Origin of the sequence: Mesorhizobium sp. M0048, assembly GCF_040323405.1 — a bacterium.
GTDB lineage: Bacteria > Pseudomonadota > Alphaproteobacteria > Rhizobiales > Rhizobiaceae > Mesorhizobium.
This window is the reverse complement of record NZ_JAMYUV010000007.1, coordinates 232369-243711: the sequence shown is the minus strand read 5'-3', so window position 1 is coordinate 243711 and position 11343 is coordinate 232369. Positions and strand designations below refer to the sequence as shown.

At 63.3% G+C, this 11343-nt stretch carries 12 protein-coding genes; 5 read left to right on the top strand and 7 right to left on the bottom strand.

Features of this window, described 5'->3' with window-relative positions:
• Nucleotides 1–335 precede the first annotated feature (335 nt).
• The 3 genes from NKJ84_RS10525 to NKJ84_RS10515 form a co-directional block, all read right to left on the bottom strand.
• Nucleotides 336–896, bottom strand: a complete 561-nt coding sequence (locus NKJ84_RS10525; protein ID WP_352506393.1) for a TIGR02281 family clan AA aspartic protease — start codon at nucleotides 894–896, stop codon at nucleotides 336–338.
• Between the two features lie 100 nt (nucleotides 897–996).
• Nucleotides 997–1626, bottom strand: coding sequence for a uracil phosphoribosyltransferase (upp, locus tag NKJ84_RS10520; protein WP_254816867.1), 630 nt, complete (start codon nucleotides 1624–1626; stop codon nucleotides 997–999).
• Nucleotides 1627–1753: 127 nt separating this feature from the next.
• A complete protein-coding gene (locus NKJ84_RS10515; protein ID WP_254816868.1) occupies nucleotides 1754–2728 on the bottom strand; it encodes an adenosine deaminase in 975 nt (324 codons plus the stop codon).
• A gap of 167 nt (nucleotides 2729–2895) precedes the next feature.
• On the opposite strand from NKJ84_RS10515, the gene ubiE reads away from it, so the two are divergent.
• From ubiE to coaBC, 5 genes are all read left to right on the top strand, one after another.
• The gene (gene ubiE, locus NKJ84_RS10510) at nucleotides 2896–3672 is read left to right on the top strand and encodes a bifunctional demethylmenaquinone methyltransferase/2-methoxy-6-polyprenyl-1,4-benzoquinol methylase UbiE (protein ID WP_352506392.1); all 777 of its coding nucleotides are present in this window, start codon (nucleotides 2896–2898) and stop codon (nucleotides 3670–3672) included.
• A 70-nt stretch (nucleotides 3673–3742) separates the two neighbouring features.
• Nucleotides 3743–5317, top strand: coding sequence for a 2-polyprenylphenol 6-hydroxylase (gene ubiB, locus NKJ84_RS10505; RefSeq protein WP_352506391.1), 1575 nt, complete (start codon nucleotides 3743–3745; stop codon nucleotides 5315–5317).
• A gap of 70 nt (nucleotides 5318–5387) precedes the next feature.
• Nucleotides 5388–5648 carry a FitA-like ribbon-helix-helix domain-containing protein gene (locus NKJ84_RS10500; RefSeq protein ID WP_352506390.1) on the top strand — a complete coding sequence of 87 codons (261 nt, stop codon included), beginning with the start codon at nucleotides 5388–5390 and terminating at the stop codon, nucleotides 5646–5648.
• Nucleotides 5645–6052: a type II toxin-antitoxin system VapC family toxin gene (locus NKJ84_RS10495; protein ID WP_352506389.1), complete on the top strand. Its 408-nt coding sequence runs from the start codon at nucleotides 5645–5647 to the stop codon at nucleotides 6050–6052. The genes NKJ84_RS10500 and NKJ84_RS10495 overlap by 4 nt, the downstream gene beginning before the upstream one ends.
• 25 nt (nucleotides 6053–6077) lie before the next feature.
• Nucleotides 6078–7304: a bifunctional phosphopantothenoylcysteine decarboxylase/phosphopantothenate--cysteine ligase CoaBC gene (gene coaBC / locus NKJ84_RS10490; RefSeq protein WP_254816873.1), complete on the top strand. Its 1227-nt coding sequence runs from the start codon at nucleotides 6078–6080 to the stop codon at nucleotides 7302–7304.
• 22 nt (nucleotides 7305–7326) lie between these two features.
• Here the strand turns inward: coaBC and NKJ84_RS10485 are convergent, their stop codons facing one another.
• The 4 genes from NKJ84_RS10485 to rpsU form a co-directional block, all read right to left on the bottom strand.
• Nucleotides 7327–8859, bottom strand: coding sequence for an MFS transporter (locus NKJ84_RS10485; RefSeq protein WP_352506388.1), 1533 nt, complete (start codon nucleotides 8857–8859; stop codon nucleotides 7327–7329).
• Nucleotides 8860–9268: 409 nt separating this feature from the next.
• Complete coding sequence (locus tag NKJ84_RS10480; RefSeq protein ID WP_352506387.1) at nucleotides 9269–9742, bottom strand: DUF992 domain-containing protein; 474 nt, start codon at nucleotides 9740–9742, stop codon at nucleotides 9269–9271.
• Between the two features lie 136 nt (nucleotides 9743–9878).
• A complete protein-coding gene (locus NKJ84_RS10475; RefSeq protein ID WP_352478138.1) occupies nucleotides 9879–10724 on the bottom strand; it encodes a tetratricopeptide repeat protein in 846 nt (281 codons plus the stop codon).
• Between the two features lie 161 nt (nucleotides 10725–10885).
• Complete coding sequence (gene rpsU, locus NKJ84_RS10470) at nucleotides 10886–11158, bottom strand: 30S ribosomal protein S21 (protein WP_023675331.1); 273 nt, start codon at nucleotides 11156–11158, stop codon at nucleotides 10886–10888.
• Between the last annotated feature and the right edge of the window lie 185 nt (nucleotides 11159–11343).

The following is an 11343-nucleotide window of genomic DNA, read 5'->3' as shown; positions in this document are numbered from 1 at the left end:
TGGGACGCGGTCGGCGCAGTCGTCGACCTCTTCACCCCAGCCGAATGCGCCAACTACTTCAAAGCCGCAGGATATGAACCGGATTAAACAGGACGTGCTCTAGTCCATGCCCGAAATACCGGGGATGCCGAAGCGGCCGCGGCCGTCGTGCTTTCGGCCTATACGATCGGCCCTTCCAGACCGGCCACGGAGAAAACCGTCATCCGGCGGATCCTGCCGCGCGGATAGAGCCCATTCCGATGGTATCGAATGGGCTCTATCTTTCTTGGACCATGATCTTGTCCGACGACCGGTCCCCTTTTCGCTGGCGTGGACCTGCGGTTCGGGATCACTGCCTACTGAACCAGCAGCAGCGTGCCGTCTTCGACCTGGTATTTTTCGAGCCGCTGCAGAAAGCTCATGCCGATCAGGTTGGTGTGCAGCGCCCTGTCGTCGAGCACGACGGCCTCGACGCCCTCGACGGTGATCCTGCCGATCTGCAGCCGATCAATCGTCACCACGGCGGCCTTGATCGCACCGTTGGCGGTGTTGACCTGATGGCTGAAGTCCGTCGGATTGAGCGAGATGCCGATCCTGCGCGCGGTCGAACTGTTGATGGCGACGAGCGTCGCGCCGGTATCGATCATGCCGTCGATCTGTCGGCCGTTCAACTTGAAGACCGACATGAAATGCCCGCGCGCGTCCGCGGTGACGACGACCTTGCGGCCGAGCGGCTGCGGCGTCGCCGGCCTGTCCCGAACGGCGGCGAGATTCAGGTCGGTTTGGGTGTCGGCCGGCCTGGCCCCGATGGCGGATTTCAACAGCCGCTCGATTACCTGTGAATTGGACTGATATACGATCGGCAGCGATGCCGACGTTCCGGCAAACACGCCAAGGATGAGAAGCTTGCGCAGCATGGACCGGCCTTTGTGGTTGCCGATCCTTAGTCCGACATGGTGTTTGCCGCTTTAACGAATGCGGAAACCAGCCGTTTGCGTAAACAGTCGGTAAACGGATCTATTTGGTGCCGTACATGCGGTCGCCGGCATCGCCAAGGCCGGGCATGATGTAGCCCTTCTCGTTGAGCTGGCGGTCGATGGAAGCGGTGAAGACGGGAACATCGGGATGCGCGTGGGTGAACCGCTCAAGGCCCTCTGGTGCCGCCAACAAGCAGAGGAAGCGGATGTTGGTGGCACCGCGGCCTTTCAGCTTGTCGATCGCCGCGATCGCCGAATTGGCGGTCGCCAGCATCGGGTCGACGACGATCACCAGCCGGTCGGCGAGGTCGCCCGGCGCCTTGAAGAAATACTCGACCGCTTCCAGCGTCTCATGGTCGCGGTAGAGGCCGATATGGGCGACACGCGCCGCCGGCACCAGATCGAGCAGGCCTTCGAGCAAGCCGTTGCCGGCGCGCAACACCGAGGCGAAAACCAGTTTCTTGCCCTCCAGCGTCGGCGCCTCCATCGTCTCGATCGGCGTCTCGATCGTCGTCGTCGTCAGTTCCAGGTTGCGGGTGACCTCGTAGCCGAGCAGCAGCGAGATCTCGCGCAGCAGCCGCCGGAAGCCGGCCGTCGAAGTCTCTTTCTTGCGCATGATGGTCAGCTTGTGCTGGACAAGCGGATGGTCGACGACGGTGACGCCCTTCATGGTGTTCTCCAACTGCGCAAGTGAATGGTGAATGGTGAATAGTGAATAGTGAACTGGTTTGCGAGTCCTTGGTGCGCGGCAAAGCCCGCAGTTGACGGACCGAAGCGCCGGGTGAGCCATTCACCATTCACCTGCCCTTGGCGCCGAGCCTGCCCAGCAGCGCCGCCCTGGTCTTCCTGTCGACGAAGGCTGCCTCGATGGCCGTCCTGGTGACGGCGGTGAGCGCCTTGTCGTCCATCGCAAAATGCTCGGCGGCGATGTCGTATTCGCGTTTCAGCGAGGTCCAGAAATAGGGCGGGTCATCTGAGTTGAGCGTCACCTTGCAGCCCGCCGCCTTCAAGGCGGGAAAGGGATGGTCGGCGAAACTGTCAAAGATTTTCAGCGCGATGTTGGAGCCGGGGCAGCATTCGAGCACGACGCCTTCGTCGGCGATGCGCCGCACGAGATCGGGGTTCTCGATGGCGCGCACGCCATGGCCGATGCGAGACGGGCGGATGTGGTCGAGTGCCGCCTCGACGCTCTCCCAGCCCATCAATTCGCCGGCATGCACGGTGATGCCGAGGCCGGCCTCGCGGGCGATCTCGAAGGCCCTGACATAATCTTCCAGATCACCTATCCGCTCGTCGCCGGCGACGCCGAAACCGGTGACCAGCGGATGCCCACACCGGGCGGCGAAACGTGCCGCCCGTTCGATCGATTCGACACCGAAATTGCGCACGCCGGTGACGATCATGCGGCCTTCGATGCCGGTCTTCGCCTTGGCGCGGGCCATGCCTTCGCCGAGCGCGTCGGTATAGGCCTTCGGCGACAGCCCAGCCTTGCTTGCATGGTCGGGCGAGGTGAAAACCTCGGAATAGATGGCGCCGTCGCGGGCGAGGCTGGTCAGGTAGTGATCGGCCAGCCGCGCATAGTCTTCTTCGGTGCGGAACAGGTCCGACGAGAAGTCGTAGGCGGCGAGGAAAGAGGTGAAGTCGTGCCACACGAAGGAGCCGTCCTGGATGTAGGGCGAGGCATCCTTGCCGTATTTCTCAGCCTGGCGGAGGACGAGTTCAGGCGCCGCTGCCCCTTCGATGTGGCAGTGCAGTTCTGCTTTCAAAGGCATTCAATTATCCCGTCAGGCTTTTTTTCTTATGACGCAAGTTCCTGTCGGAACCGTGTGACACTTTTCCGGAACCTGCTTCGAAGCGCGGCCGAACACCGCGCCTTAAACAATAGCGCCCGCACCATCGATCGGCTATGGTCCCGCCGATTTTATGGCGGATCAAAACGATGTCGGTTGAAAGAACCACTGCTGCGGGCGGCATGGAAACCTCCTATGGTTTCAAGCGGGTAGGACCAGGCGACAAGCAGTCCCTGGTCAATGATGTTTTCCACAAGGTGGCGAACCGCTACGACCTGATGAACGACCTGATGTCGGCGGGGTTGCATCGGTTGTGGAAGGACGCCTTGGTCGCCTGGCTCAATCCACCGAAGCGGCCGGGCTGGAGCGTTCTCGACGTTGCCGGCGGCACCGGCGATGTCGCCTTCCGCATCGTCGAGGCGAGCGGCAGGCACGCTCATGCAACGGTTCTCGACATCAACGGCTCGATGCTCGCGGTCGGCCGCGACCGGGCCGAGAAAAAGGGCCTGTCGGCAAATACCGATTTCGTCGAAGCCAATGCCGAGGAACTGCCTTTTGCCGACGCTACTTTCGACGCCTACACCATCGCTTTCGGCATCCGCAACGTGCCGCGCATCGATGTGGCGCTCGCCGAAGCCTATCGCGTGCTGAAGCCCGGCGGGCGCTTTCTCTGCCTTGAATTCTCCGAGGTCGAGATGCCGCTGCTCGACAAAGTCTACGAAGCATGGTCGTTCAACGCCATCCCGCGGATCGGCAAGATGGTGACCGGCGATGGCGAGCCATATTCCTATCTGGTCGAATCGATCCGCAAATTTCCCAATCAGCAGAATTTCGCGACGATGATTTCGCGCGCGGGCTTCGAGCGCGTCTCATTCCGCAACTACTCCGGCGGCATCGCCGCGCTCCACTCGGGCTGGAAGCTTTGAAGCTGGCCCGTATCCTTCGTACTCAATGTGCTCTTCGCCGGTCTAGGAAATCGGCGGGGCAAAGCCAGCCATGAGCAGCATCGGCGCTGGTTTCAGGCTCGTGCGGGCCGGCTGGGTGCTGGTCCGCGAGGGTGTCATCGCGGCTTTGCCCGGTGACGAGCTCTTCGGCTTGCCGAAATTCGGCTGGCGCATGGCCCGGCTGTTCACCCGCCGTCACGCGCTTGCCTATGAGCGTGGCGACAGGCTGGCCAAGGCGGTCGTGCGGCTCGGCCCGTCTTACGTCAAGCTCGGCCAGTTCCTGGCGACACGGCCGGATGTCGTCGGAAACGATATCGCGCTTGATCTTGCCATGCTGCAGGACAAGATGCAGACGTTTCCGAAGGCCGAGGCTGTCGCCGCGATAGAGGCCTCGCTCGGACGCAGGGTCGACGAGCTCTATGTCAGTTTTGGCGAGGCCGTGGCCGCCGCCTCGATCGCCCAGGTCCATACCGCCGAAATCCTGCAGAACGGCGTCGTTACCCGGGTGGCGGTGAAGGTCATCCGGCCGGGCGTGCGCCGCCGCTTCTTTCGCGATCTCGAGAGCTATTTTCTCGCCGCCCGGCTGCAGGAAAAATACATCCCGTCGTCGCGCCGGCTGCGGCCGGTCGAGGTGACCGAGACACTGGCCCAGACGACCAAAATCGAAATGGACCTGAGGCTGGAGGCGGCGGCTTTTTCGGAGCTTGGCGAGAATACCAAGGACGATCCCGGCTTCCGTGTGCCGTCGGTCGACTGGGAGCGCACCGGTCGTGACGTGCTGACCATGGAATGGGTCGACGGCATCAAGATGAACGACATTGCCGGCCTAGCCGCCGCCGGCCACGACCTGAAGGCGATTGCCGCCAACCTCGTTCAGTCGTTTCTGCGCCATACGCTGCGTGACGGTTTCTTCCACGCCGACATGCACCCGGGCAACCTGTTTATCGAAGCCGACGGCACCATCGTCGCCGTCGATCTCGGCATTGCCGGCCGGCTCGGCAGGAAGGAGCGCCGGTTCCTCGCCGAAATCCTCTACGGCTTCATTACGCGCGATTACCAGCGCGTCGCCGAAGTGCATTTCGAGGCCGGCTACGTGCCGCGCCAGCACAATGTTGCGGCTTTCGCCCAGGCGATCCGGGCGATCGGCGAACCGATCCACGGCCAGCCGGCCGAGACCATCTCGATGGCCAAGCTGTTGACGCTGCTGTTCGAGGTGACCGACCTGTTCGACATGGCGACGCGATCCGAACTGGTGCTGCTGCAGAAGACCATGGTCGTTGTCGAAGGCGTCGCCCGCACCCTCGACCCGGCCTTCAACATGTGGAAGACGTCGGAGCCGGTGGTCAGCGGCTGGATTGCCCGCAATCTCGGCCCGCGCGCGCTGCTGGCCGATGCGCGCGACGGTGCCAGCGCGCTGCTGGCGCTGGCGCGTCAGGCGCCGGACCTCGCTGCCCGTACCGAGCGGCTGTCGCGTGAGATCGACCTGATGGCCGAAAACGGCCTGCGCTTCGACGAGGGGACGGCGGACGCGATCGGCAAAGCCGAGGCGCGCCACACCCGCTCCGGCCGGCTGGCGCTGTGGGTGATCGCGCTGACGCTGGTGTATATCGCCTGGAAGCTGCTCTGATTGCAATGACAGCAGTGCTGTCATTGCAATCACGCCGCTTGTCGCTTATGTAACGGCGAGGAGCTACGCTATGAGCACTATCACAATCCGTAATCTTGATGACGAAGTGAAGCAGGTGCTGCGCGAACGCGCTGCCGCGCGCGGCGTTTCGATGGAGCAGGAAGCGCGGGATGCCTTGCGCAAAGTGACGATCCCCGAGAGCAAGCTCCAGAACGGGGAGTGGCGGCTGAAAGCGTCACGTGAAGAGATCTTGGCGCTCGGACGGAAATCAGAACACCCCATTGACCTCAAAGCGCTTACTGATCACATGTGGGATGAGGGACTTCTGTGACCGTTGCAGTTGATACGTCTGCGTTAATCGCAATCATCGGCGCAGAGCCGGATGCGGCTGCATTCGTCGATGTTTTCGGCACCTCATCTGCTGTACTGATAAGCACTGCAACACTTCTGGAGGCACATTGTGTGGCGAACCGGTCCAGCGGTGGCATCAACCCCGCCGAACTTCAGGTGCTCATCGACCGCCTCGAACTGACGGTCGTTCCTTTTGATCTGGCTCAGCTCGAGGTCGCACGACTTGCCTACTCTCGGTACGGTCGCGGATCCCGCCATCGTGCTGACCTCAACATGGGCGACTGTTTCGCCTATGCCCTGGCCAAGACCCGAAACCTGCCGCTACTTTTCAAGGGTGACGATTTCATCCATACCGACATCGAATCGGCGCTGAAGCCGGCATGACATTGGACAAGAACTGGCCTCGGGCATGACCCTCTCCGGCAAGCGCATCCTGCTCATCATCGGCGGAGGCATTGCTGCCTACAAGGCGCTCGACCTGATCCGTCGGCTGCGCGAGCGCGGTGCGGCAGTGCGGGTGGTGATGACCGCCGCGGCGCAGGAATTCGTCACCACGCTGTCGGCCGGGGCGCTGTCCGCCGACCATGTTTTCACCGAACTGTTCGACCGGCAGGACGAGCACGATATCGGCCATATCAGGCTGTCGCGCGAGGCCGACCTTGTGGTCGTGGCGCCGGCCACCGCCGACCTGATGGCAAAGCTCGCCAATGGCCATGCCAACGACCTTGCCTCGACCGTGCTCATCGCCACCGACAAGCGAGTTTTGATGGCGCCGGCGATGAACCCGAAAATGTGGGCGCATCCGGCGGTCCGCCGCAACCGTGCGGCGCTGAGCAAGGACGGCGTCGCATTCGTCGGCCCGGCGAAGGGCGAGATGGCCGAGAGCAACGAGGTGGGCGAGGGCCGCATGGCCGAGCCGCTGGAGATCGTCGCCGCGATCGAGGCGCTGCTCGACGGCCGGCCAAAGCCGCTGGCAGGCAGGAAGATCATTGTCACCTCCGGGCCGACGCATGAGCCGATCGACCCGGTCCGCTACATCGCCAACCGGTCGTCGGGCAAGCAGGGCCACGCCATTGCGGCGGCGCTGGCCAGGCTCGGCGCCGATGTGCGTCTCGTCTCCGGTCCGGTTGGCATTGCCGATCCGGCCGGCGTCGCCACGCTGCATGTCGAAACGGCCGTCGAGATGAAGGACGCTGTCGAGCAGCTGCTGCCGGCCGACGCGGCAGTGTTCGTCGCGGCTGTCGCCGACTGGCGCACTCAAAGTTCGGCCGGGGAAAAGATCAAGAAGGTGGCGGGCGAGGGGCCGCCGGCGCTGCAGATGGTGGAAAATCCCGATATTCTTGCCGGTGTCGGGCATCACAAAAAGCGGCCGATGCTGGTGGTCGGTTTCGCTGCGGAGACGCAGGATCTGGTCAGGAATGCCGAGGCCAAGCTTGCAAAAAAGGGGGCCGATCTTATCGTCGCCAATGATGTCTCGCATGAAGATGGTGCTCCGGGCGTGATGGGCGGCGACCGCAACAAGGTGCGGATCGTCTCAAAGGCCGGCGTCGAGGAATGGCCGGAGATGAGCAAGGATGAGGTGGCGACGCGGCTCGCGGCACTGATCGCCGAGCGGCTGAAGACGGTCGTCGTCTAAAGCGCTTCGCGTTCGACCGGCCTCATGTGACGCGCTTTAGGTTCTTGTTTTGATGCATGTCGTTACCGCAAAACCGCTGCACACCTTTGCGCGACATGCATTGGTCAATCTTTCCTGCGAAGGGGGAGATCGGCAGCTTCGCTGGCGGCGCCCCCGAAATCCGCAAGGCGGCAAGGCATCCCAGGATCCCGAGCGGGATAAACGCCAGGAACAGCCAGGCAGCGACGTTTGCCGCGGCCTCGCGGTTCAGGCCCTCTGAAAAGCCGCTGGCGTTGGCTACGATGCCGGTCAATGCCGCACCCACCGCATAGCCGATGCGCTGCATGGTCGGCACGGCGGCCGAGGCGATCGTCTGCTCGCCTTCCTTGGCCGATACCACGATGACACGCGTGACGAACGGCCAGGCTATGCCGAAGCCGCCGCCTTGCAACAAAGCACAAAACAGGATCAGCGGGATCGAGCCGGCCGGCACCGTATAGGCGAAACCGGCGACGCCCGTGGCGACCATCAGCGCCCCGCCGACGATGATCAGCCGCTCGCGCTCCGGTGGCGCATTGGCGACGAGGATCGACAGGATCGACCAGGCGATCGATTCGGCGGCGATGATGTAGCCGGTGGTCAGGATCGGAATGCCGTGAAGGCTGGTCAGAAGCAGTGGTCCGTAGACCGCGAACGAGCAGGTCGCCACCGAAAACGCCGCGACCATGGTCATGCCCGCGCCGACCGACGAGCGCCATGAGAACAGCCGCGACGGGAACAGGCGCGAGCGCGGCTTCAGTGCGTCGATATAGATAAACAGCGCCAGGCCGATCAGGCCGAGGGTGAGCAGCAGCGACGAGCGCAGCAGGGCGATGTCGACGCCGGCAGTGGCAATCAGCACGACGCTGCCGGCGAGGCAGCCAAGTGCCGCAAAGGGGAAGGGCGGCGCCGAGCCGCCCGTCGCCTGCGGCCTCGTTGCTTCAGGCGTATCGAGCACGAGGAAGCTTGCCAGCGCCATGGCCGTGCCTCCCAGGGTGAAGACGCCGAAGGCCCAGCGCCAGGACGAGAATTCGGTCATGACCGCGCCGAGCACCGGCCCGCTGAAAGCGGCGACACCCCAGATCGCCGACATGACGCCGAAAAGCTGCGGCCAGATCGCGCGGGCAAACAGCCGCTCGACCGAGACGAAGGCCAGCGACACCAGCGCGCCGCCACCGAGCCCTTCGATCAGGCGGCCGCAGAGGAACAGCGGCATCGAAGGCGCGGTGGCGCAGACCAGCGCGCCGGCGGCATAGAGCATTGCGGCGACCATCATGTTGGTACGCAGCGCGACATAGCTCACCAGCCGTCCGGCGGCCGCACCGGCAACGATGGCGCCGAGCTCGTAGATCGCCAGCGACCAGCCGACCAGTTGCACGCCGGCAAGTTCGCCGACCATGGCCGGCATGACCGTTGCTACCATGGTTTCGTTGGTGGCGTGCAGCAGAATGCCGAGGCTGATGAAGCAGAAGCGCGCCAGATCGCCGCTCGCCCACAGCGCGCGCCAATCGACCCCGTTTGTGCTTGTTTTGGTCATCCAGTCCCCCAGGCTTTCTCAGACGCTGGTCTAAAGTATTGGAGCGTTCTTCACGTCCAAATGAGTACATGCCGCAGTATGGGAGGACTTCTAGAACCTCAACCGGAGTTGAGATCAAGCGGTTTTGATCGCCGTTGACGTGGCGGATTTCAAATTGCGCGATGGGGGACGATCACGAGGCGTTGAGATTCTGGTCAGACCGAAGACAAGCAATATTGGATCGCCGCAATCTTCGGTCACGGTAACGGCATGAACACAGTTGCCATGCCGTGATCTTCGAGCGCCGCAACTTTGAACATCAGGGCGGCCCATCCTCTGCGGAGTGGGCCTGCCGGAATCTATGAACCTTCGGCAGCTATTCGCAGGCCGACACCTACGCTCCCCGCCGCTCGGGAGCCATGCCGCGCCGCTATTTGAACGAATGGATCAGGTCCAGCGAGGTGACGGCGACCGCCAGGTTGACGCCCGTCTGTGCCTGGACACTGAGCGGCTGCAGCGAAAAGGCGCTGTCGAGGCCGCCGACCAGGAGATTGGCGCCGCCACCGGTGACCACGCTGGCCTCGGCGTTCACGCCATAGTAGCTGCCGGCAAGGTCGCCTTCATCGTGATTGCGGGTCGCCGCCAGAACCGCCCATACCAGCTGGCCCTGATGCGTCCGGCCGACATCGACGCCGAGCTTGGAAATCACCCCGGTATAGACTTCGGAGGGGCCGCCACGATGTGGACGAAAGACACAGGAAACACCCTTGTTGGAGGTGACGAGATAGGCCGTGCCGCCGTCGATGGTGCAGTCGAGCACGCCGAGCTGGAGCTTGCTGGCGCTGGCGGGAGCGGCAACGACGGTCGTCGCGAAAGCGGCGGCACAAGCGAGTTTCTTGATCATGGCAGGGTCCTTTCGAAATTGCCTTGTACAAACGGCTGAGCACGCCGAGCGTTCCGCCGACAACTTGGCGCCAGCAAGGCAAGGGTAAACGCAGGGTTGTCGGGGCGCGGAAAGGGCCGCCCGATTAACCGGCCGCTCAGCCGGTGCTGGTGCGGGCCAGGCCGTCCTTGGCCGGCTGGTAGGTCGGATTGAGGTGCACGGCCTCGCGGTATGATTTCGCGGCCCTGACCTTGTCGCCGCGCCGCTCGTAGATCAGCGCCTGGTTGGACCACGCCTCGGCGTTCTTACCGTCGAGCTTGATGGCCATATTGAAGTCGGCGAAGGCATTGTCCTCGTCGTTCATGGCCAGGTAGGAGAGGCCGCGTCCATTGTAGGGCTCGGAGGCGTCCGGCGCCAGCGAAATGGCGGTCGAGAAATCCTCGATGGCAAAGGCGTGCTGGCCCTGGCTCTGGTAGATCAGGCCGCGATTGTGATAGGCGCGCGCGTCGGTCGTGTCGAGCTGGATGGCCTTCTGGAAATCGTTGAAGGCTTCCTGCACCCGGCCCGCCCTGCGGTAGAGATTGCCGCGGCCGATATAGGCGGCGTCATAGTTGGGATTGATCTGGATCGAGCGGTTGTAGTCGGCAAGCGCGCTCGCCTGGTCGCCGAGGAAGCGCTGGATGAGCGCGCGGTTCGAATAGGCCTGGTAAAAATTCGGATTGAGCTGGATGGCGGTGTTGAAGTCCTTCAGCGCCGCCTGGTACTGGCCGCCGCGGCCATAGGCCGAGCCGCGCACATTGTAGGCTTCCGGATCCTGGGGGTTGCGCTGGATCACCGCCGACAGCGAGGAGATGTTCTCGCTCGAGGCTTGCGCCTTGTCGATGTTGTTGAACTCGCCGGTCGGAACGCTCTGGCAGCTGGCAAGCGCCATCCCGGAAAGCAGGGCTGCCGTCAGGGCGAGGCCGCGCCACGCGGTTCTGCGCTCTACGGTAATTGCGTCCATGTCTGCCCTGTCCTTACTGCGCCGTCTGGTCCGTTCCCCCTCCGAACCGGCATCTCTCCCAACCGGTCCTTTCGAACCGGGTCTACATCACAACAAAAAGGTGGCGGCGATTCCGCATCGCGCCACCCTGGATATCCTTGGAAAAGGACGAAAAATTGGCGTCAGAACCGCGGCGGACGCGGGGCACCGGCACCGGCAGCACCGGCCGCGACCGGACGCGGCGTCATCGGCAGCAGGCCTTCGCGCTGGGCACGCTTGCGGGCCAGCTTGCGGGCACGGCGCACGGCTTCCGCCTTTTCACGGGCGCGCTTCTCGGAGGGCTTCTCGTAATGTCCGCGCATCTTCATTTCGCGGAAGATGCCTTCGCGCTGCATCTTTTTCTTGAGCGCGCGAAGCGCCTGATCAACATTGTTGTCGCGGACGAGTACCTGCACGGGCAATCCTGTCTTTCGGGTTTGAAATCAATAGGCAAGCGGCCATAGCCACAAGCCTCCGCGGCGCGTTACACCACGAATTGGGGCGGCTGATAGCAGAATCAAGGCGCTCTGTCCACTGCCGATTGAGAGGCGGTGCCGACCTCGAAACGAAAAAACCCGCCTCAGCGGCGGGTCGTTGGTGT